The organism is Mesorhizobium sp. B2-3-14, from assembly GCF_006442175.1.
GTDB lineage: Bacteria > Pseudomonadota > Alphaproteobacteria > Rhizobiales > Rhizobiaceae > Mesorhizobium > Mesorhizobium australicum.
In genome coordinates this window covers 136,685-157,532 of the sequence record NZ_VFVP01000001.1, presented here as the reverse complement: position 1 = coordinate 157,532, position 20,848 = coordinate 136,685, and the positions used below count along the sequence as shown (strand labels likewise).

Genomic DNA, 20,848 nt, shown 5'->3' with positions numbered 1-20,848 from the left:
CTATTCAGCACAGTTCGCATCTGTTTTCCGTCGAGTTGAGCGCGCACGCCGCTTTTTGGGCTAAAAACGGCTGCCGTCCGAGGCATTGCGGGAACATTCTGCCTTGATCGTGGTTTGGTGCCATCGCGCAGGGGATGGATGACGTGCCAAGCTACGAAGTCGAGGAGATTTTCGCCGGCCAAGTCGTGGTGACCCACAAGGTAGTCGCACCAACTCCGTTTCGAGCAGCCAAGCTCGCGACAAACCGGGAAATCACGCTTCGTGCTTCCGAGGCCCGCTGGATCCGGGTATTCGAGCAGGACGGCCGCCGCCGAGCCTATGAATATACGTTCTCGGATCGACCTCAACCCACCCCAACGAGCAATCTTGATAGTCCGATCACCCGTTCGCGATGAATGCGCATTCGCGCGGCTGATCCCATAGCGCACGGCGTCTCGATCCAAACAGTCCAGCCTGCGGTCTGATCCTTGCGCCGTTGGCACGCAAGCATGGTTCTAGTTGCGTCATTCGAACGGACGAGGACAACGGCCAGCCCTGCCCGTAGCCTGAATTGCTGGTGTAAATCGCAACGAAATCGGGCCATGGGAAACGATCCAAGTTCGAGCCGCTTATGGGAGCCGAAGGCCCGCTGGATTTCGGGAGCGGCACGATGAACCCGCACCTGGTCTGCATCGGCGGCGAGGATCACGCCCTGAGGATCTCGTTTCTGATGGAACTCCGCGAGCGGGGTTTCCGGGTCACCGCGGTCTCGACGGGCGATGAAGCTCTGTTTTTACGGCACGGCATTCCGCACCGCCGCTACGAGTTCAATCGCTTTGCCAATGGCAGCGGCAAAGCCGGGACGATCAGGACATTGCGAAGGTTGTTGCGGGAACTCCGCCCCGACATTGTCCAAAGCTTCGATACGAAACCCAATTTGCTAACCCCGCTGGCGGTGCGGGGAGAAGTCCCGGTCGTCCGCACAATCAATGGCTTGGGCTGGACCTTCTCATCGCTGGAGCCGCGAGCCTTGGCCATGCGGCCCGCCTTCTGCGGTCTGCAGTGGGTTGCTTCCTTCTGGACTGCTGCCACGGTTTTCCAAAATCGCGACGACCAAGCCTTTTTTGAGCGCTATCGGCTGATCCCACGCGGCAGCGGACGCCTTATTCAGGGGTCGGGCATCGACGTCAATGCATTCGCGGTGGCAAGACGTCTTGCCTCATCACCAGCGGCAATGCGGCGGGAATTCGGACTGGAATCGGCCGAGATCGTCATTTTTGTCGGCCGGCTCACCCGCCTTAAGGGCATTCCGACCCTTCTCGAGGCGATTCCGCACATTCTCTCCAAAAGACCTCATGCGCGTTTCGTGCTCGTTGGCCCACGGGAATCGGAAGGACCATTCGCCGTCGAAAAGTCCGAAATCCAACGATTTGCTTCTCATGTAACCGTGCTGGGCAAACGGCATGATGTCCCCAGTCTGCTTGGCATGGCTGATTTGTTCGCCTTCCCAACGCAATATCGCGAGGGCGTTCCGCGCGTCTTGCTGGAAGCCGGACTCGCTGGATTGCCGATAGTCGCATCGCGAATGCCCGGTTGCAGCGACGTCGTCGAAGATGGGTGGAACGGTTATCTGGTCACGCCGCGCGATGCTCGCGCCCTTGCGGACCGGATAGTCGACATACTGTCGGACCGCACCTTGGGAGCGGCCATGGGGCAGCGCTCCGCCTCGCTTGTCAGGGAGCGTTTTGCCCTGCCGGGCATCGTCGACCAGTACTGCGATGTCTATAAGAGCAATCTCAGGACCAAATCTCGCGGCTTGCTTGCTCCATCGCCTCTGGAGAGCGGCATTGCGAACCGCCGGTTGGACGGGGCGCGGCAATGATGCGCGACGCGTTGCTTGCCGGCGGTGTCATCCTGTCAGCCGCGTCGCAGCTCTCCGTCCCCGGCATGCCATTCGGCTATGGCGAACTGCTCCTGGCGCTTTGGATCATGCTGTCGGCCGGACGAATGTTGGTCGGCGGGCGCGTCGAAGCGACACCAGCCTTCGCGCAACTCGCGACTTTTTGGCTGCTCCTTTCTCTCGCATTGGGGATCGGCACGATCGTCGGCTACTTGACGACCCTGCTTTACCCGACAGGGTTGTTGCACGACACAATGGCCTACGTGCTGTTGGCCAGCATCACTTGCCTGGCGAGTGTGGAGCCCGACGCGGGGCGTCGTCTTCGGCGCAGCGGTTGGTGGACAATCGTGTTCGCCGACGCGATATTTGCCATCCAACTCGCCATCGCGTGGGGCTGGCTCCATCAGCCCGGCGTCGATCCGTGGTATTGGGACCGCTTTCGCGGCTGGTCTGAAAATCCGAACCAACTCGCGCTCTATTGCGCGCTTCTTGGTCCGCTGGCGCTGCACCTTGCAACCACTACTCGCAATCGGTGGGGTCAGGTCCTTGCGCTCTCAAGCCTCGTGTTCATCTTTTTTGTCGGCCGCCTGACCAGGAGCGATGCCTATCTCTACACCACGATTGTAAGCGGCGTCGCCTTCCTCGGGTTACGGTTGAAGGCATGGTTGGCATCCGATGGCAATCGAACCAGCCTGCCCAGGCAGATCGCACTTCTGCTGATGGTCGGCGCTGTCCCCCTGGTGATAGCGATGACCCCCTATCTTCTTAGCGAGGAAAGCTTTGCGGCGAATTTTGCCAAGAGCCTCACCAAGGACGGAGGCGGCGAGGCCACGGCTGAAACATTCGAACTTCGGGTTTATCTGTGGGATGAGGCGCTTCAGAAGGGGCTGCAATCGGCATCGCTCGGCCTCGGTCCTGGCCCCCACCTGGAGCGCCCGCCGACGGCCGACATGCAATTTCTGGAGCGGCCGTTCGAAGCGCACAATACGGTTCTCGACCTCTATCTGCAGGGCGGGCTGGTCGCGGTCATCGCCTTGCTGTGGATCGTTGGATTGGCGGCCATGTCCGCCTGGCGCGCTCGCTACGACGCGCTTTTGGTGCTCGTGGCGTCCGCAGCCGTGTTCAGCATACCGCACCTCATCATTCGTCATCCGATCGTGTGGTTTGCATTGACCTTCTGCCTCGTCGCGGGAACGCCAAGCGTTTTCCGGCGCGAGCTTGAGCCTTCAGAGGTGATGTGATGTGCGGGATAGCCGGGATACTTCTCGCGTCCAATGCTGCCGACCCCAAGTCGCTCGATCAGATCGGGCAAATGATGATGGCGCTTCGTCACCGCGGTCCGGATGGCGAAGGACTCTGGACGGATCGCGAAGCAGGCATTGCCTTGGGCCACAGGCGGCTGGCGATTGTCGATCTGTCGGAAACGGGGCAGCAGCCCATGCTGTCCACAAGCGGTCGGTATGCGATCACCTTCAACGGCGAGATATATAATTTCCGTGACCTGCGTCTCGAGCTCGAAGGCGTCGGTCACCATTTCCGCGGCACCAGCGACACCGAAGTCATGTTGTGTGCGATCGAGAGCTGGGGCCTCGAGGCCGCACTCCAGCGTTTTGCTGGCATGTTCGCGTTCGCCTTGTGGGACCTGAAGACCAGGACCCTGCATCTCGCGCGCGATCGATTGGGCAAAAAGCCCCTCTACATCGCTTCAGCCAGGCATGCGCTGGTCTTTGCTTCCGAACTGAAAGCAATCAGCCGCTTTTCAGGCTACTCTCCGGAGATCGATCTGGATGCCGCCACTGCAATGCTTTCCAAGGGGTGGGTCCCGGATCAGAGTTGCATCTGGCGAGGTGTCTTCAAACTGCCACCCGGCTCGGTCCTGACCCTCACGGCCGCGACTGTGGCGGAGGGGCGCGGGGCCGCCTCCCTTTCGCAGGGCGCAAGTCGCTGGTGGTCGCTGGCCGAAGTCGCCAAGAACGGGCGAGAACACCAGATCGCCGGCAGTGACGACGATTTGACCAATGAACTGGATGATCTGCTCCGGCTTGCCGTTCGCGAGCGCATGATCGCCGACGTTCCGTTGGGCGGTTTCCTGTCGGGAGGCGTCGACAGCTCTACCGTTGCAGCCTTGATGCAGGCTCAATCTCCAAATCCCGTGCGCACTTTCACCATCGCCTTCGCGGAGAGCGGCTTTGACGAGGCCCCTTACGCCGCCGAGGTAGCGCGCCATCTGGGCACCGACCACACGGAACTACACCTTTCGGCCGCCGCCGCGCGTGACGTGATCCCCGAACTGCCAACGGTGTGGGATGAGCCATTCGCCGACGAATCGCAGATACCGACTCTGCTGGTGGCGCGGCTGGCCCGCCAGCACGTGACCGTGGCGCTGTCGGGGGACGGCGGAGACGAGTGCTTTGCAGGCTATGGCCGCCACTTCATGGCGGACCGGCTGAAACGGTACCAAGGTCTACCCGCAAGTGCACGACGAACGGTGGCGGCCGGCGCAGGGATGCTGTCCAGGGCGGCTCGTCACGATTTCATTGGCAACCTGCCACTTCCGTCGCATGTGCGGCATGCGCTGCGCAGCGATCGGCTCACTCGCTTCGCCTGGCTTCTCGCCGCGAAGGATGAAGACGAGCTGCACAGGCGGCTGACAGGATCATCGGCCGAAAACCTCACCCGGCACGAGACTCCTGCATCCATAGTCTCTGCACCGCGGCTCGACGGGCTGTTGTCTCGCCTCCTGTACGACGACATGTCCGGTTACCTCGCTGGTGACATTCTCGTCAAACTGGATCGAGCCAGCATGGCCAACAGCCTCGAGGCGCGTTGTCCCCTGCTGGACCACCGCGCCGTCGAATTCGCTTGGCGCCTTCCGGCTGCCATGAAGGTTCGCAACGGCAGAGGCAAGTGGATCCTTCGAAATGTGCTGCGTCGTTATCTTCCGCAACGGCTGATCGACCGGCCGAAGCAGGGCTTCGACGTGCCGATCGCGGCTTGGCTTCGGGGCCCGTTGCGCAGCTGGGCCACCGATATTCTGTCCGATGTTCGCAACCAGGGCGAAGGCTTGCTGGACAGCACAAAGGTGGACGCCTGCTGGCGCGATCACGTTGCAGGACAGGACCGCTCCCGTGAACTGTGGTCGGTGCTCATGTTTCAAGCCTGGTGCAACGAGGCCAAGCGGCAGGCGTCGGCATCGAACTCATCCCGTGAACTCGATCTGGCAGGAGTATGAAATGGCGGGTTCCGCAGTCAGCCGAATTGAATTGCCACGAGCCACCCCGGTGGCTGCCCCGGCTCCTGAAAGCAGGGCCCGCGTACGGCCTCCCAGAAGCGCCCCGAATTCAGCAACCCCGTCTCGCCAACTGCTGGTGACATTGGCGAGCAGGAAATGGATCATTCTGCTCTTCGCGGTTGTCGGCGGCATCTTGGCGGCCTTGGCGGGAATAACCCGCCCTACCATGTACGAAGCCACCAGCCAGCTTATCATAGACGCTCCTGCCAGGGCGGCCCTTCCCGCCAGCCCGGGCTCAGCGCAGGACATGATCGATTCAAGCATTGACGACCACATCACGATGCTCTCGTCGGAGAGCCACCTTCGTCGAGTCGCCGCAGCGCTGCGTCAACCGAGCCCGGCCAACGCGACCGCACAACCGCAAGCCGGGAAGGGAAGCTCCAGCCAGGGGCCAACGCCCGCCGATCCGCCGACATCGCACTCTTTCGCTGGCGATCTGCTGAAGCGCCTTTGGCCGCGGGATGTTGTATCCACCAATGCGCCGCAAGCAGCAGAGGCCGCCGAGATGAAAGCGCTGCGCAAAGGGGTAAGGGTCGGACAAGAGCTCCGGTCCCGGGTCATTTCCGTCGGCTTCTCGGACGATGACCCGGCGCGCGCGGCGCTGGTGGCCAATACATTCACCAAGATCTATGTCGACGACCTCGCGCAGAAAAGTCAGGCGTCGAACATGCAGGAACTTGACGCCGTCGTCGCCAGTTTGCCCAAACTGCAGAATGAACTGGTGGATGCGTCCAATCGGCTCGAGGAGTATCGGCTGAGCCATGGCGCGGTCGATCAAGGCTCGGCTGACAAGGTGGCCGGGGAGAGGGCGGATCTCAGCCAACAGATATCGATGTCCAAAGCGGATCTGGCGGCGCTGGAGTCCCGGCTCCAGCGTATCCAGGAGCTTCGAAAGCAGGGCGCGCCGGCCGCGACCCTGGCCGAGGCCGCCGGCACGCAGGAGTTGGCCGACCTTTCGGCTCGCGTGGCCAGGGCGCCAGCGGACAAGGATCTGGCCAATGCCTTTTCTGTCGCGATCGAAAAGGCAATCGCTGATATCGTCGCTGAAGCGGACATCTATCGTGCCCAGGTCGAGGCTCTGGGAAATCGAATGCGTGTGCTCGATGCGGTCGCGGCCGACACGGCCAGCCGGCTCGCCGGTTTGCGGGCGCTCGAACCTCAAGTCAGCCTCCTGACGCAACGCTACAACGAACTTCTCGGCCGCCAGCAGGACCTGAAGCGGCGCATCGGAGCTCCGTCCGCCGGGGTCTCGGTCCTTTCCGTTGCATGGCCGCCGACAATTCCGCAGACATTGCCGCCGGTTTTTTTGGTTCCACCGGGAATGATTGCGTTCGGCCTCCTTGGCGCTGTTTTGGTCCTCATGCGAAATCGCTTCGATCGCACCTTGCGCGGTGAAGCGGAGGCGGAAGCCGTGCTCAGGATACCGTGCGTGGGGCTCGTGCCCGAACCGGGCAGGATGCACGCCAAACAGTTGCGTGACTTGGTTCTGGGCCAGCCCAGGTCGGCCTACAGCCGTGCGGTGACGTCGCTGCTGGTCGCGGCCGCGCCAAATCAGGCAAGGGGTCGTGCTCCGCACACGATCCTGCTCACGCCAAGCGTCCGGGCTGACGGAGCGACCGAGCTTGCGTGGGGCCTGGCCTTGGCGGCCACCCGACTGGGCAATCGTGTTCTTCTGGTGGATCTCCAGCGGGCGGGCTCCCAACTTACGCCCGAGTTTCTGCGCCAGTTCAACGGACCCAAGGCTCGTCATTCCTTCGCGGATTACATCAGCAGTCGTTGTACCTTGGATGACGCGGTCGCCAGCATTCCCGAAATTGGCATCGACCTGACGACCATGGCACCTGCAGAAGATCTCTTGGCTCTCCTGGCGCGTGTCGACACCGCCAAGTGCAGGGAAGATTTGCACTCGGCGTACAGCCTCGTCATCATAAACGGGCCATCGGGGCTGGCTGGGCCAGAAGCCATGTTCCTCAAGAGCTGGGCGGACGCGGTTCTCGTTACCGTTCGCTGGGCAAGAACCTCGCGGCATGTCGCGCGCGGGGTGGTGGAGCAGCTCCTGAGCGACGGAACGCTCTCGGTTCCGGTGGCGAGCGTCCTTACCCGGGTGAACCTCACCCGGTACGGCAGGTATCGGTTTGGCGACAGTGCCGATCTTTTGCGCGAGAGGATCTCATGAATTCGACCGGCACCGGCCGTAAGCAAGGCTCGCCATGATCCGACTTCCGCAAAGCCCCATCGGCAAGGTCCTTCGAGCGGCCGGTGGCGTGTCGGCCATGGCGATTGCCGGTCAGCTCATTCTTGTCGCGACCATTCCGGTGTTGGCCAGGCTCTATTCTCCTGCTGATTTCGGCTTGTTCACGATCTATCTTTCGACCGTGAACATACTGGGGGCGGTCGCGGCACTGCGCTTTGAGGCTTCGCTGTACGGCGTCAAGAGCGACGCGCAGGCATACGTCACGGTTAAGCTCATTCTTTTGGCCGTGTCGGCAACCGGCGTTCTTGCCTTGACGGCGGGGGTTATGTTGTCGAGCACCGTTCCGGTCCGCGCTGTTGACCTTGTGTGGCTGGTCCCGATCGGCATGGCAGGCGCAGGTCTTGTGGAGACCATGAATTGCTGGAGCCTGCGTGCCGGCCTGCTGCGCGACTTCGCGCTCGGCCGCTTGATCTTGCCCGCGACGATGGCGTTGTTGCAACTGATGTTCGGCATCGTCCATCTCGGAGGAGAGGCGATGGTGCACGCTCACATTCTCAGCCAATTCATCTTCATTGGGTTCCTTGGCGTTCGGATTTTCCGCTGGGAGGACGTGTGCGGTATTGCCCGCGCGCCGTGGCAAACGGTCTTTGAAAAGGCCAGGCGCGAATACAAATTTCCACTGTTCGACATCCCGGCAACGGTCGCAAGTTTCGCCATCAACAACCTTCCGGCGATACTCGTCGGCTCGATGTTCGGGACCGCCTATGCTGGCTATCTGGGCGTCGCGTCGCGGCTCGTCACCGGCCCCGTCACCCTCATTGCCACGCCGCTCAGCAATGTCTTTGTCGCCGAAGCCAATAAGGGCGGCGGCCGCAGGCATCTGCTCGGCCTCGCACGAGGCCTGCTGATCCTTGCCGGCGGGCTCACTTCACTACCCATTCTGGCTCTTGGCCTCGCCGCACCGCAGCTCGTCGTACCCCTATTGGGACGGCCATGGCTGCCCGCCGCCGAAATCATGACGGCGCTGGCGTTCATGGGCGCGGTGCAAGCTTTGTCGACGCCGCTTCAGGATGTGCCGGCTCTCCTGCGACGGCAGGAGGTGCGCCTGGTCGTCGATGCCGTAAGGACGGTGCTCGTGTTTGGTCCGCTTCTAGCCGGCGCCAGAGCTGGCTGGGAACCTCTCACTGTCATTTATCTCATGGCTGCCGGCGGCGCCGGGGGCTTCTTCATCAAGACGGCAGCCTCTCTCTATCTGTTGAAGCAAAGTGTTCAACCGGACGAGACGTCGCCTCGCAGCCGGTGCATCGCCTTGGAGGAAAGATAACATGACGCAGATGGACAGTCGCGACGCCCTTCCTTCCGCAGCCCTGCCAACAGGGGTCGGACCTTCGCAAGATGAGGGGTCGGCGGAGTTGGTGACACTGCGGCCGTTCATTTCAGTGGCCATCCCGACCTTTCGCAGGCCAGATACCATTCGAAGGACAATCGACAGCATCCTCCAGCAGGATTTTGCGAATTGGGAACTGGTGGTTAGCGACGACGAGGGGCAAGGAGGGCTGTCCTGGAGGATCGTCGACGACTATGCGCGTGCCGACGGTCGCATTCGGATTGTCGAGAACGGCAGGGGGCGAGGCCAGGTCGAGAATACCAACAACGCCATGCTCGCTTGCACCGGCACCTGGATCAAGTTGCTGCATGACGACGACTGGCTCGCGCCCGGCGCGCTCAAGCGATTTGCCGAGGTGTCCAAGGAGCATCCCTCGGCCGCATTCATGACCTGTGCAGCCAATATCGTGGAAGACGGCAGGATCATGCTCCGCTCGACGCCATCGGAGGAAAACCGCGTTTCAGTCTATTCGAGCCAGCAATGCCTCAGGGATCTTTACCTTGTCCGGACGACGAGGAGCCTCGGCATCATTCCCTCGACACTGTTGATCAACAGCAAGGTTCTTCAGGCTGGATGCCGAATGCGTGCACACAAATCGATCCCCGCCGGCGTCGACCAACTGTTCTTCGTGGACCTGGCCGGTCACGGAGACATGGTTGCGATTAATGAGGGTCTGATTTTTTACGACGCGACCAACCATCCGAGCATCACCACATCGAAGAGCTACACGGAAGTGGACGAAGTTACGCTTGCGGTTAAGCAGCTTAATTGGCAGCTGCTCGAAAACAGAAGGAATCTTCCTGACCCTGAGAGCCTCTTGCGAGCATTGCGGGTTGCACGCGTACCCGCCAGATTTCATCACCAGTCCTTGCCCGTGACTATCCGCGACACGCTGCAAATTCTTCGCCCATCAGTGATGAAGATCGCAAGCCAGTACCTCGTGGAATACCTGTTCAGGATCCGCCCGGTCCTAGGGCCATGGTATACCCGAAGACAGTGATGGAGCTGACCAGTTCAAGGCCGCGCACGGGACGCGGCACGCGCCGAACCAATTTATGGAACACGGAAACACGACGGCCGCCCCTGCGGTGGCCGCAAGGCTGGACACGATCATCCCCGAATGTTCAGGGAACTAGGGCAACACCGAGACGCGTGCGAGAAGGGTGACCAATTCTGCCTGACGCCTGGTTTCAGTTTTGGCGAACAGTGATGCGAGCTGGGTTCGGATGGTCGTCCGGCTGAGCGCACAGCTTTCAGCGATTTCCAATGGGGTGTAGCCCTTTGCCAGCCGCACCGCCAGATGTGTCTCGGCTCCGGTCAAACCGAACATTCGCTGCAGGGTTTGAGGATTGGGCGCCGATTTCGTCTCTCGGTCCAACAGGGCGACGACGATCGTGTTGTCGGCTGCGAAGAGGCCGCGCTCGTTGATGACAACGGGACGATCTCCGCTGCTGCGGACCACAATCCATGCAAACGATCCGGGATTGAGGTGGCACGGCACGTTCGCGATCAGGCTTCTGAGCGCTCCCGAAAGGCCGTCGGCGTTGTTCACCTGGCTGCCATAACCGCTGAGAATGACGCGCGCGGTGGCGTTCCACTTGAGGACTTTCCTGGTTTCGCTGAGCACGAGACATCCGTAGCCAAGGCGATCAAGCATACCCGGGAAAGAATGCAGCGGCGGTTGGTCACCTTCGGTGGCGGCAGCAGGCCTTTCAACCTGCCGGTCGGAGCTTTGGGCATGGCGCAAGGGAGACGGCCTGCTGCCAGGCCCCATGGCCGCCATCGCACGTTGCACTTGGAAAACAGTACTTCTCGGCCGTTCGACCAGGTTCATTGTCGTCACCACTTTCCGGTTTCGCTGTCAGATCGGCGCCAGCGCATGGGCTAAGTGTTGGAACTTTCTTCTGATGATTCTGATAGGCTGACATTTCGGCGCGCGAAAGCGAGCAGCAGCACTAGGTCCGATAACCAAAGGCTCTAAGCCGCATTGGCTAAGCCAAAAGTTGTAGGTAATCAGGATGAGATTGCGGATAGGCGGTCCCGTACTGTCGGACAGGCTACGACAACATCTGGTTTCGTCGGCCGTCCTGCTGGCTACCCTTTTTATCGAGATGAAATCGTCGCTGACAGGTGGTGGCAGTGCGGCCTTTCTGGAATGTGTGCCGGCGATTGTCATCATCGCCTTCCTGGAGGACCGCTGGCCTGCGATGGCTGCCACGTTTGCCATGGTGGCTGTCGGCTTGGCAGTTCGCCTGGCGGCGAACGGTCAGTTGGTCGGAGATGATCTTTCCGGGGCCATTCTCCTCGCCTTGTCCGGCGGGATGATCGCCTTTCTTTTCCATCGTTCAAGGCAGGAGTTGAGGAGCGCGCTCGATGTCGCCGAGAACAGGCTTACCGCCATCGAAACGACCGAAGCGCGATATCGCTGGGCTTTCGAGCGGGCCGCCTTGGGATTTGCGACCGCAAATGACCGTGGTGAGCTGCTGCAGGTCAACATGTGCATGTGCAGTATGTCCGGCTACGCACAGGAAGAGCTCGTCGGCCAGCATATCGAAACGCTCGTTCATCCTGACGAACGCGATCTGTTCGCCAGGCTTGGACGTGCTCTAAGCGCGGAGGCGCCGTCGTTTGGCTTGGAAATGCGCTTGAGAAGGAAGGATGGCACTGTTTTCTGGGCTCGCGTGACCCTCTCTTGGTCTGGTCCGGAGAAACAACTGCCGATGGGCATATTTGTCGTCTTCGAGGATATCACTGAACGCAGGGCTGCAAGCGAAGCGCTCTTGAGCCAAAAGGAATGGCTGGACCTTGCGCTGCTCGCCGGAAGGCTTGGCACATGGCGCGTGGACTACAAGGAGAGAATTGTCTCCGGTTCAGATCAATTTTGGGAAATTCTTGGTTTGCCGCCAGCCGCTTCCCGTCCTCTGGACGAGCTGTCGGCGATCATTCATACGGCGGACTGGCCAAAACTCGGGGCCCATTCAGAATTCATCGCGGCAACCGCCAACTACGACGCAGAGGTCCGAGTTCGGCGGTCGGACGGACAGTTCCGCTGGATTGCCCTGCGCGGCCGTGAGGACATCCGCGATGGCTATCATCAGCGGTTCGGGATCGCGGCTGACCTTACCGAGCGGCGGCAGACGACACTGTTGCGGGCCGCGGTGAGAAGACAGGAGCGGCTTATACTTGAACAGCGGCACCGGCTCAGTAATCTGTTTGCCGTGATCACGGCTGTCGTGAAAATGATCCCTGCTTCAGACCAGGATATTTCCAAGTACAGAGGAGATCTTTTAGAGCGAATTCGGGCGCTCGAATCCACGCACCTGCTGTTGATCAACAATGCAGAGTTATCATCTACGATCCGCGATATTGTCGCACATGCGCTTCGCCCCTACGCGGAGGCACACAGAGCAACGATCACAGGGCCTCATGTCAGAATCGTCGGAGGCGCTGCGGAAAGTTTCGCGATGGTCGTCCACGAACTCACGACAAATTCGGTCAAGCACGGGGTGCTCGGGAACTCCCAAGGCCAGGTGGAGGTAAGGTGGGGCGTCGCACCCGAGGGCTCGGACGGCGACATCGTGTTCGACTGGATCGAACGAGGCGGCCGAAATGCCAAGCCTGTCCTGCGGAAAGGTTTTGGGTCGATTGTCCTTGGCGCCGATGGAACGCCCTTGGTCGGTCACTCTTCGAAACTGGAAATGTCGGCTGGTGGATTGCGATATCAGCTACGCCTATCCCAGGGCGAGATTCAGCCTTAACTTAGATCGTTCCAAGCCATGTCCTCATCAAAACAGCGACCTCGGTGCGGTTTCGGACTCCCAGTTCACGCAAGATTGCGGCGGCATGGATCTTCGTCGTGGCCTCGGCGATGTCGAGATCGCGGGCGATCTCCTTGTTCGAATACCCTTCGGCCATAAGCTTGAGCACGTCCTTTTGCCTTGACGTGAGCCTTCCCAGAGAACCTGGGCTGGCCAAGGCCTGGTGCGAAGCCTCCACGGGAGATCTATGCGTCTGAGGCGCGGCTGCGCCAGAGCTTCGCGACAGGAGGGCTGGTACATAGATGCGGCCTGACAAGATCTCTTTGACAGCCAGCACCACCTCCTCATCCGGCTGCGACTTCACGATGTAGCCGTGGAGGCCAACTGAAAGGGCCAACAAAATTTCCGATCGTGAATCGTTTCCTGACACAATCGCAAACCTGCTTTTGGGATAGGCGGCGAGAACGTCGCCGAGCACTTCCTGGGTGAGCAGCCCGGGCATGTTCAGGTCCAGGATCGCAAGATCAATTGTTTCGTGTTCGGCCAGGAGCCCAACCACGGCATCAAAACAGGTCGCCTCGATTATTTCGGCTCCAGGGATTCCGGCTGTCAGCGCCATGCGCAAGCCACGTCGATAAAGGCCATGATCATCGGCTATGACGATCTTGTACATAGAAACCCCCACGCACAAACAACCCGCACTACCTGGCCGCGCCTTGCAGGAGCGCCGGTACGTCCAGAAAGGTGGACCCCGACGTCCTACAACCCCGTCCTGCTAATTACCGTACGCTAATGTAGCTCGGTTTTAGGAAAATGTTTACCTTCAATCGCAATTCAAGTGGGACCTTGGTCTGTTGCGCGTCTCGGCCACGCCCGTCAGGTCCGCGGGATATGTTTCGTCCCCTACGGTTCCGGGATCAGAGAAATTCGCCCGTGCCATTCAAACGCACGACGACAGTATCCCGGTTGGCTCCCTAATCTCTCGCAGGTTCGGACAACTGAAACCCTGCTGCGCGAGGCGGTTCGCCGTCTTGGCTCCGGATGCGGTTTCAGCCGTCAAGGCCAACTCTGGCCATGTGCGTAGGGAGGATCGAATGAAAGCGGTAATTCAATGCGGTGGCATGGGAACGCGCCTTCGGCCATTTACATCGGTTTTGCCCAAGCCGCTGATGCCAATTGGCGCGCGGCCAGTCCTCGAGTTGCTGCTGAAATGGCTGCGGCGTAGCGGAATCGAAGACGTCTACGTCACCACCGGCTATCTCGGGCACCTGATCCGGAGCGTGTGCGGTGACGGCTCGCAGTGGAATCTGAGGATCCGCTACACGCAGGAAATGGAACCGCTCGGAACGATCGGCCCGCTTTCCTTGATCAGAGACGAATTGAATGAGCCGTTCATTGTCCTGAACGGCGATGTGCTGACCGACCTAAGCATCAGCCGGTTTACCGCGGCGCACCGCCTGCACAAAGACTCCGTCACGATAGCGACTTCGCTGCGGCTTACCAAGATGGATTTCGGTGTGATCGACGAGGTTGACAACACCGTCCAGGTGTTCCGCGAGAAGCCTGCGCTGTCGCACCTGGTCAGCATGGGCATCTACTGCATGAACCCGGACGTCCTCGACTTCATCCCATCCGGGATACCGTTTGGGTTCGACGACCTCATGCTGCAGATGCTCCAGGCCGGACGCGTCGTGCATGTCTACAAGCACGAAGGTCTTTGGCTTGACATCGGACGCGTCGAGGACTTCCAGAACGCGCAGACAGTTTCCTGGGAAGAGCAGTCGGCGTCCATCGAAGTGGCCGCCGCGGCAGCGTAACGGCCAGGCGCGAGGATCATCGAGGAGGTGACGATGCTCTTGGTAAGTTCCCCGGTCCTGGGAGTGCCAGAAAAAGCGGCTTTGGCGAAAGTGATCGACAGCGGTTGGCTGACGATGGGTGAACGGGTCCGGGCTTTCGAAGAGGCGTTTGCCTTGATGCACGAGGCAGAGGACTGCGTAGCGGTTAGTTCCTGCACCGCAGCCCTTCATCTTATCCTTCACGGATTGGGGATTGGTCCGGGCGACGAGGTGCTGGTTCCTTCGCTGACCTTCGTGGCTACCGCGAACGCAGTGCTCTATGTCGGCGCCACTCCTGTCTTTGTCGACATAGAATCGGCAGACGTCCCTCTGATGTCGCTCAAAGAAGCAGAAGCACGCTGCAGCCCTCGCACCAGGGCCGTGATCCTGGTTCATTTCGCCGGCTATCTTGCCGACAAGGACGCCTGGCAAGCATTCGCCAGCGCACGCGGGCTCTCGATCATCGAGGATGCGGCACATGCTCCCGGCCTAAAAGCGGTTGGCACCTTTGGTGCGGGCGCCGCCTTCAGCTTCTACGGCAACAAGAACATGACGACGGCGGAGGGCGGGGCCGTAATTGCCCGGGACCCCCAACTGCTGGACAGGATTCGCCAGGCTCGCGCGCACGGCATGACCACCGGAACACGCCAGCGACTGAACAGCCGCACCGCGCATTACGATGTGACCATGCTCGGCTTCAACTACCGAATGGACGAAATGCGGGCCGCGATCGGCTTGGTTCAACTCCAGAACCTGCAGGAGTGGAACGAGATACGGCGCATTCTTGTCGTGTTGTACCGGCGCCTTATCGCGTTGCGTTGCCCGGCAATCACAATACCCTTCGAAGAACCGCGAGCCTCGGCTTACCACATCATGCCGATCCTCTTGCCGCGCTACGTCAATAGGCAGCATGTCGTCGATGAGCTGCGGGCGCAGGACATACAAACCACGGTCCATTACCCGCCCGTTCATCAGATGACCCTCTACCGTGAGCTTTACCCGGGTACCCACCTGCCGCGCACCGAGGATTTCGCGGAACGAGAGTTGACCATTCCGCTGCATCCTCAGATTACCGCGCCCGCGGTTGAAGCCGTGGTGGACGTCCTGGCGACCGCGCTCAACAGCGGCATCCACGCGGGAACCGCCGCATGAACGCGTTTGATCTATCCATACACCCGCCCGTCGTGTCAGGCGTGAGCCATGGTTTTGGCAGACGCGCGATGGATGTCGTGGCCGCATCCTTGGCCGCGATCGTTTTCGCGCCGCTGATGTTGCTGATTGCATTTGCGCTATTTCTCGAGGGCGGACGCCCCGTGCTTTTCCGGCAGCCTCGCATCGGTGCAGGGGGGCGCATGTTTCATATCTATAAGTTCCGCAAATTCGAGGTTCTGTGTGATCCTCAGGGCCCTGCGTTGACCAGCATAGGCGACCGTCGGCTGACGAAGATCGGGCGCATTTTGGCCAGCACCAAACTGGATGAGTTGCCGCAACTCTGGAATGTGCTCAGAGGCGACATGGCCATCGTGGGGCCACGGCCGGAAAGCCTCGCCTTTGCTGACTGCTTCCATGGCGGCTTCGAGGCGGTCCTAAGATATAAACCCGGCTTGGTCGGCCCGACGCAAGTTCTTTTCCGTCACGAAGCCTCTCTCTACCCGGTCTCAGGAGACCTGTCGTCCTTCTACAGGGAGGCGCTGTTTCCGATCAAAGCCAAGTTCGATCTTTCCTATTATCCCCGACGAACCATCGCTTCGGATGTTGTGTGGATGATCCTCGGTTTTCTGGCGGTAATCGGCTGGGTGCCTGTCGGGCTACTCAGGCGTTGAAGGCTGTTTCTGTGTGCGCGCTCGGCAACCGGAGCGCTTCAGGTGAAAGAAGGAACACCTGGTTATGAGCTACAATGGCAAGAGAGTTCTGGTCACTGGCGCGGATGGGTTCATTGGATCGCACCTGACCGAGGCACTCGTCCGCAACGGTGCCGAGGTGACCGCATTGGCCCTCTATAATTCGTTCGACAGTCATGGATGGCTGGATGATCTGCCAGACGACATCCGAGGTCATCTGAAACTCGTTCGAGGCGATGTACGCGACGGTGCATTCCTGAACCGGATCGTGCGCGGCCAAGCCGTCGTGTTTCATCTCGCTGCGCTTATCGCGATCCCGTACTCATACGCGGCCGCCCAGTCCTATGTGGAAACCAATATCATGGGGACGCTGAATGTCCTTGAAGCGGCCCGCCAATGGGAGACGGAACGGATCATTCACACCTCGACCAGTGAGGTTTACGGCACGGCGCTCAGCATGCCGATCAGCGAGTCCCATCCTCTTCAGGGACAATCGCCATATTCGGCGTCCAAGATCGGCGCCGACATGATGGCGCAGTCCTATGCCAGATCGTTCGACCTGCCCGTCGTGATCCTCCGGCCGTTCAATACATTCGGGCCGCGACAAAGCGAACGAGCCATAATACCGACAATCATCCGGCAGGCGCTCGATCCAAAATGTGTTTCGATCATGGTGGGAGATACCAGCCCGGTCCGCGACCTGACCTTCGTCGAGGACACAGCGGCTGCCTTCCTGAGCGCGGGTTCAGCCACACTCGAATTCGGCCATGCCTACAATGCTGGAAGCCAGCGTGCCGTGACCATATCGGACGTGCTCGATCTCGTGCGCGAACTGAGCAACTGCAAGAAGCCCGTTCACCGCGACGAGAGTCGATTGCGGCCGCAAAACTCCGAAGTTCGCGCTCTGCTGGCCGATTCATCACGGCTCGAACGTGAAACCGGATGGACTGCGCAAACGAGTTTGCGCCACGGCTTGGCCAGAACCATCGATTGGTGGCGGGCGCGCCTCGGCGAAGGTCGGGTACGTCGCGAAATGAGCTACATGACATGAGGTTTTACCCACTCCCATTGACACTGCTCCTGATCGCCTTTGCCGTCCTGCTGCGGGCGGCCGACAGCCAGGGAAACAGCATGTCCACGACGTTCGTCGCGCCAATGCCGATGGATCTCCCAGATTATCTGCATCCCGCGACAGATCCGGCATTCGGCACGAATTTCATGCGCATCACCAAACCCGGCGCACTTGGGGGAGGTGTCGTGTGTGGGACGAAATATTGCAGTCATCGCTATTCGAGCGCTCAAGCCTGGAATGCGGACCAGAGCCTGCTCGTGCTGGCCAATGGCTGCAACGGGCTGTGCTTCCTCGACGGCAAGACATATGCTCCGCTATTCCACCGCGACAAAGGCGGTGAATGCGAATGGAATCCTCGAAACGCTGACGTGATGATCTGCGTTGAGGATCGGAAGATCTCGACATGGGCGCCAAGGACAAACCACGAAGACGTTGTCTTCGTCACGGCTCAATACCACGATCTGCAGTTCGGGCCGTCGAAGGGCAATCCAAGCCGTGACGGCAACCGTATAGCCGTCCGCGCTGTCCGCGCGGATGGAAAAGCGGTGGTGTTCGCCTTCGATCTCGCGGATCGGTTCAAATTCCCGGACATCGATCTCGCTCAGGTTCCCGGAACCACCAGCTCCTGCACCATCTCCCCGCTCGGCACCAACATCCTTTGCTTTCAAAACCTGGCCGATGGCACCGAGCAGAGGGCCATTTTCAGTGTCGATGGCACCTTGCGACAGAGGTGGACGGACCATCACCGCCCCGGCCACGGAGACCTTACGCTCGATGACGACGGCAGCGAGGTCTATGTTGGCATCAGCAAATCCGGCCCCGACAAGTATCACGTGATCAAGCGAAGATTGTCCGATGGGAAGGTGACCTCCCTGACCGGATACGGCGAAGCAGAGCATGCATCGTCGCGTGCTCTGAAGCGGCCCGGCTGGGTCTTCCTGACCTATGGCGGCAACCCTGAGGAGATATCGGCCAATCCAAGCTGGGCACCATATGCACGGGAAGTCATCGCGTTGCGCATCGACGGCAGCGGCGAAGTTCGGCGCATCGTGCAGACCCGCAACGCGCCCTTCGACTACTGGAGCGAGACGCATGCGTCACCTTCGCCGGACGGCACACAGGTGATCTGGTCCAGCAATTGGGGCGTGGCCGGTGGACCGGTTTACGACTTCGTCACCCGCGTCGACTGGCCCGAAAACCAGGACAAGAAGGAGATTGTCGCGAATGGTCAACCTTAGCCGATTCTTCCTTGCGACACTTGCGATGCTTTGCGCCCTGCCGATGGCTGCGGCAGCCGATGCGACGATCTATCGAATTTCGCCCGGAGACACCATCGAGATCGCAATCACCTCGCTTCCCGAGCGGACGCAGCGTGCGGTGGTGCAGATGGACGGCACCATCGTCCTCGCCGAGGCAGGCACGGTGCCTGTCGCTGGTCTGACCCCGTCCGAACTTCAGACGCGCTTGCAGGCGATCCTGCCGACCAAGATCTACCACATACGCATGCCGGACGGCCGTGAGCAGGTGGCGGTCGTCAGGCCCGGCGACGTGACGGCGATCATCGCTGAATACCGTCCAATCTACGTGACTGGCGAAGTGCTCGCTCCTGGGCAGCAAGCCTTTCGTCCGCTCATGACGGTTCGGCAGGCGATAGCCGTCGCCGGCGGCTTCAGCCTCTTGCGTGCACGGGCGAACCAGGCTGGGCCGGACCCAACGGACCTGCAGCGCGATTATGAGACGATCTGGGGAGAATACATCAAGGACTATTTCCACAGTGCGCGCATACGTGCCGAACTTCAAAAGCAGCCCGATTTCGACATGAAGGCCCCCCAGGGCTTTCCGCTGTCTTCTTCCCTCGCAACCGAAATCGCGCGGGCCGAAGCAGAAGGGCTGAAGCTCTCGCTGGACAATTTCGGGCAGGAGCAGAGCTTTCTGGAGAAGGGCGCCAAGGATGCAGCGACCCAGGTCCAGGCGTTGCTCCAGCGCGAGCAGGACGAAGCCGATGGAGTCAAGGCCGATGAAGAGGATTTGGCGCAGGTGACCAAGCTCTTCAAGGCTGGCAACCTGACCAACAACCGGCTCGCCGATGTCCGGCGCGCGGTGCTTCTGTCCTCGAGCCGTGCGCTTGAAACTTCGGTCGAACTCATGCGGGCTCGGCGCCAACAGGATGATCTTGCAAGGCAGATTGAGCGCAATGACAACCAGAGGCGTGCCGGTTTGTTGAACGAGTTGCGGGATACACAGGCGCGCCTTGCCGACATCACCGCAAGGCTGCACGCGGTCAGCCAGAAATTGCAGCCGCAGGGAGCATCCGCCTTGCCGCAGCCGATCGGCGGCGAAACCGTGCGGGCCCAGGTGACGATCATCCGCTCCGTCGATGCGCAATGGCGCAAGCAGCCGGCCGACCAGGATACCGCGGTGGCGCCGGGTGATACGATCGAGGTCAGATTCAGCAGCGCGCTCGAAAGCGCGGCGGTGCAATAGACAATCCCTGCCGGTGTCGCCGGCAGCGGCAATATCTTCGATGTCGTTGCGAGAACGGTCGTGAGCGAAGAGATCAGCGTCGTCGGCGCTTACAACAAAGGCAGCATCATCTTCATGGGAATGAAGATCCTGGTTGCGCCCGGTGCACTGGTGCCGCGGCCGGAAACAGAGCTGCTCGGCTCCGTTGCCGTAGATGTCCTGCGCGCAATGGACCTGCCGGCGCCGCGTGTCGTCGACATGTGCTGTGGCGCCGGCAACCTGGCCTGCGCGATCGCTAGCCATATCCAATCCGCCCGAGTTTGGGCCTGCGATCTTACCGACGGCTGTATCGACGCGGCGCGGCGAAATGTCGTTCATCATGGCTTGACTGACCGGATTTCAGTGCATCAGGGTGATTTGTTCGAAGGCGTGTCCGGACTGGAGCTCGACGGCACGCTTCATGCCATCGTCTGCAATCCGCCCTACATTTCGGAGAAGCGGCTCGAGGGTGATCGCCGCCATCTGGTCGTGCTTGAGCCGCGAGAGGCATTCGCGGCCGGTCCTTATGGGCTCAGCATTCATATGCGGGTCGTCAAGGACGCGCTGCGCTACCTCCGACCAGGCGGCGTCCTGCTGTTCGAGGTGGGGCTTGGTCAGGACCGCCAGGTCATAAGTCTTCTGGAGCGCAGCAAGGGCTACGAGCAGATACGCACCTTCGCCAACCATGCCGGTGAAGTGCGGGTGGTCCTGGCAGGGGCCAGGCGGCAGGCATGACCGCGTTCGGCCGGTATCGGGCCGACCGTCCAGATCATTGCTTCTTGCGCCAGATCATTTCTTCTTGCGAACGATGAACCGCGCGATTCCTTGAATCGAATCGAGGTTTTCCGGCAGGAGTTCACTGTCTTCCACTGTGATGCCGAAAGTCTCTTCGATGAACCCGATCACCTCGAGCACTCCGGTCGAGTCGACGATCCCCTGATCGAGCAATGATGCGGTGAGGGATAGCGCCTTGACGTCCGCGATGTAGAAATTCGAGGCCAGGAAGCTGCGGATCTGGTTGATATGGATGTCGTCGCTTTCCGCGGCCGATATCATGGAATCCATCTAATCCATCCTCCATTGCAAAG

The 20,848-nt window shown here is 60.5% G+C and carries 18 protein-coding genes; 15 read left to right on the top strand and 3 right to left on the bottom strand.

All coding sequences use genetic code 11. The annotated features are described in order from the left end of the window. Positions 1–143 precede the first annotated feature (143 nt). From FJ950_RS00730 to FJ950_RS00700, 7 genes are all read left to right on the top strand, one after another. Positions 144–395 (top strand): hypothetical protein, encoded by a 252-nt coding sequence (locus tag FJ950_RS00730; protein WP_140614640.1) that lies wholly within the window; start codon positions 144–146, stop codon positions 393–395. A gap of 254 nt (positions 396–649) precedes the next feature. After that, entirely contained in the window at positions 650–1,861 is a 1,212-nt protein-coding gene (locus FJ950_RS00725) for a glycosyltransferase (protein ID WP_041163711.1), read from the top strand. Continuing rightward, on the top strand, positions 1,858–3,120 hold the full coding sequence (locus FJ950_RS00720) for an O-antigen ligase family protein (protein ID WP_140614639.1): 1,263 nt from the start codon (positions 1,858–1,860) through the stop codon (positions 3,118–3,120). Before FJ950_RS00725 ends, FJ950_RS00720 begins: the two co-directional genes overlap by 4 nt. Next, positions 3,120–5,111 carry an asparagine synthase (glutamine-hydrolyzing) gene (gene asnB / locus FJ950_RS00715; protein ID WP_140614638.1) on the top strand — a complete coding sequence of 664 codons (1,992 nt, stop codon included), beginning with the start codon at positions 3,120–3,122 and terminating at the stop codon, positions 5,109–5,111. Before FJ950_RS00720 ends, asnB begins: the two co-directional genes overlap by 1 nt. A gap of 1 nt (position 5,112) precedes the next feature. Further along, positions 5,113–7,347 (top strand): exopolysaccharide transport family protein, encoded by a 2,235-nt coding sequence (locus FJ950_RS00710; RefSeq protein WP_140615403.1) that lies wholly within the window; start codon positions 5,113–5,115, stop codon positions 7,345–7,347. Between the two features lie 34 nt (positions 7,348–7,381). After that, complete coding sequence (locus FJ950_RS00705) at positions 7,382–8,689, top strand: lipopolysaccharide biosynthesis protein (RefSeq protein ID WP_015316387.1); 1,308 nt, start codon at positions 7,382–7,384, stop codon at positions 8,687–8,689. 1 nt (position 8,690) lies between these two features. Continuing rightward, positions 8,691–9,752 carry a glycosyltransferase family 2 protein gene (locus FJ950_RS00700; protein WP_140614637.1) on the top strand — a complete coding sequence of 354 codons (1,062 nt, stop codon included), beginning with the start codon at positions 8,691–8,693 and terminating at the stop codon, positions 9,750–9,752. A gap of 132 nt (positions 9,753–9,884) precedes the next feature. Here the strand turns inward: FJ950_RS00700 and FJ950_RS00695 are convergent, their stop codons facing one another. Continuing rightward, the gene (locus tag FJ950_RS00695; protein ID WP_224531203.1) at positions 9,885–10,586 is read right to left on the bottom strand and encodes a helix-turn-helix transcriptional regulator; all 702 of its coding nucleotides are present in this window, start codon (positions 10,584–10,586) and stop codon (positions 9,885–9,887) included. Positions 10,587–10,770: 184 nt separating this feature from the next. Here FJ950_RS00695 and FJ950_RS00690 point away from each other — a divergent pair, with 184 nt between their 5' ends. Continuing rightward, a complete protein-coding gene (locus FJ950_RS00690; protein ID WP_140614636.1) occupies positions 10,771–12,510 on the top strand; it encodes a PAS domain S-box protein in 1,740 nt (579 codons plus the stop codon). 1 nt (position 12,511) lies between these two features. Here FJ950_RS00690 and FJ950_RS00685 read toward each other — a convergent pair whose 3' ends face one another. After that, positions 12,512–13,183, bottom strand: a complete 672-nt coding sequence (locus FJ950_RS00685) for a response regulator transcription factor (protein ID WP_015316391.1) — start codon at positions 13,181–13,183, stop codon at positions 12,512–12,514. Between the two features lie 421 nt (positions 13,184–13,604). Here FJ950_RS00685 and FJ950_RS00680 point away from each other — a divergent pair, with 421 nt between their 5' ends. From FJ950_RS00680 to FJ950_RS00650, 7 genes are all read left to right on the top strand, one after another. Then, positions 13,605–14,327 (top strand): NDP-sugar synthase, encoded by a 723-nt coding sequence (locus FJ950_RS00680; protein WP_015316392.1) that lies wholly within the window; start codon positions 13,605–13,607, stop codon positions 14,325–14,327. 33 nt (positions 14,328–14,360) lie between these two features. Continuing rightward, positions 14,361–15,497, top strand: coding sequence for a DegT/DnrJ/EryC1/StrS aminotransferase family protein (locus tag FJ950_RS00675; RefSeq protein ID WP_015316393.1), 1,137 nt, complete (start codon positions 14,361–14,363; stop codon positions 15,495–15,497). Beyond that, positions 15,494–16,168: a sugar transferase gene (locus FJ950_RS00670; protein WP_140614635.1), complete on the top strand. Its 675-nt coding sequence runs from the start codon at positions 15,494–15,496 to the stop codon at positions 16,166–16,168. The genes FJ950_RS00675 and FJ950_RS00670 overlap by 4 nt, the downstream gene beginning before the upstream one ends. A 64-nt stretch (positions 16,169–16,232) precedes the next feature. Next, positions 16,233–17,237: an SDR family NAD(P)-dependent oxidoreductase gene (locus tag FJ950_RS00665; RefSeq protein WP_140614634.1), complete on the top strand. Its 1,005-nt coding sequence runs from the start codon at positions 16,233–16,235 to the stop codon at positions 17,235–17,237. Beyond that, positions 17,234–18,496, top strand: a complete 1,263-nt coding sequence (locus FJ950_RS00660) for a hypothetical protein (protein ID WP_140614633.1) — start codon at positions 17,234–17,236, stop codon at positions 18,494–18,496. Before FJ950_RS00665 ends, FJ950_RS00660 begins: the two co-directional genes overlap by 4 nt. Continuing rightward, positions 18,483–19,742 (top strand): polysaccharide biosynthesis/export family protein, encoded by a 1,260-nt coding sequence (locus FJ950_RS00655; protein WP_140614632.1) that lies wholly within the window; start codon positions 18,483–18,485, stop codon positions 19,740–19,742. Before FJ950_RS00660 ends, FJ950_RS00655 begins: the two co-directional genes overlap by 14 nt. A 60-nt stretch (positions 19,743–19,802) precedes the next feature. Then, positions 19,803–20,495: a class I SAM-dependent methyltransferase gene (locus FJ950_RS00650; protein WP_140614631.1), complete on the top strand. Its 693-nt coding sequence runs from the start codon at positions 19,803–19,805 to the stop codon at positions 20,493–20,495. 54 nt (positions 20,496–20,549) lie between these two features. Here the strand turns inward: FJ950_RS00650 and FJ950_RS00645 are convergent, their stop codons facing one another. Beyond that, complete coding sequence (locus FJ950_RS00645; RefSeq protein ID WP_023771446.1) at positions 20,550–20,816, bottom strand: acyl carrier protein; 267 nt, start codon at positions 20,814–20,816, stop codon at positions 20,550–20,552. Positions 20,817–20,848: the final 32 nt, after the last annotated feature.

Coding starts and splice junctions, on each gene's coding strand:
- FJ950_RS00725 (WP_041163711.1), top strand. CDS start 650: ATGAACCCGCACCTGGTCTGCATCGGCGGCGAGGATCACGCCCTGAGG.
- FJ950_RS00720 (WP_140614639.1), top strand. CDS start 1,858: ATGATGCGCGACGCGTTGCTTGCCGGCGGTGTCATCCTGTCAGCCGCG.
- asnB (WP_140614638.1), top strand. CDS start 3,120: ATGTGCGGGATAGCCGGGATACTTCTCGCGTCCAATGCTGCCGACCCC.
- FJ950_RS00710 (WP_140615403.1), top strand. CDS start 5,113: ATGGCGGGTTCCGCAGTCAGCCGAATTGAATTGCCACGAGCCACCCCG.
- FJ950_RS00705 (WP_015316387.1), top strand. CDS start 7,382: ATGATCCGACTTCCGCAAAGCCCCATCGGCAAGGTCCTTCGAGCGGCC.
- FJ950_RS00700 (WP_140614637.1), top strand. CDS start 8,691: ATGACGCAGATGGACAGTCGCGACGCCCTTCCTTCCGCAGCCCTGCCA.
- FJ950_RS00695 (WP_224531203.1), bottom strand. CDS start 10,586: ATGAACCTGGTCGAACGGCCGAGAAGTACTGTTTTCCAAGTGCAACGT.
- FJ950_RS00690 (WP_140614636.1), top strand. CDS start 10,771: ATGAGATTGCGGATAGGCGGTCCCGTACTGTCGGACAGGCTACGACAA.
- FJ950_RS00685 (WP_015316391.1), bottom strand. CDS start 13,183: ATGTACAAGATCGTCATAGCCGATGATCATGGCCTTTATCGACGTGGC.
- FJ950_RS00680 (WP_015316392.1), top strand. CDS start 13,605: ATGAAAGCGGTAATTCAATGCGGTGGCATGGGAACGCGCCTTCGGCCA.
- FJ950_RS00675 (WP_015316393.1), top strand. CDS start 14,361: ATGCTCTTGGTAAGTTCCCCGGTCCTGGGAGTGCCAGAAAAAGCGGCT.
- FJ950_RS00670 (WP_140614635.1), top strand. CDS start 15,494: ATGAACGCGTTTGATCTATCCATACACCCGCCCGTCGTGTCAGGCGTG.
- FJ950_RS00665 (WP_140614634.1), top strand. CDS start 16,233: ATGAGCTACAATGGCAAGAGAGTTCTGGTCACTGGCGCGGATGGGTTC.
- FJ950_RS00660 (WP_140614633.1), top strand. CDS start 17,234: ATGAGGTTTTACCCACTCCCATTGACACTGCTCCTGATCGCCTTTGCC.
- FJ950_RS00655 (WP_140614632.1), top strand. CDS start 18,483: ATGGTCAACCTTAGCCGATTCTTCCTTGCGACACTTGCGATGCTTTGC.
- FJ950_RS00645 (WP_023771446.1), bottom strand. CDS start 20,816: ATGATATCGGCCGCGGAAAGCGACGACATCCATATCAACCAGATCCGC.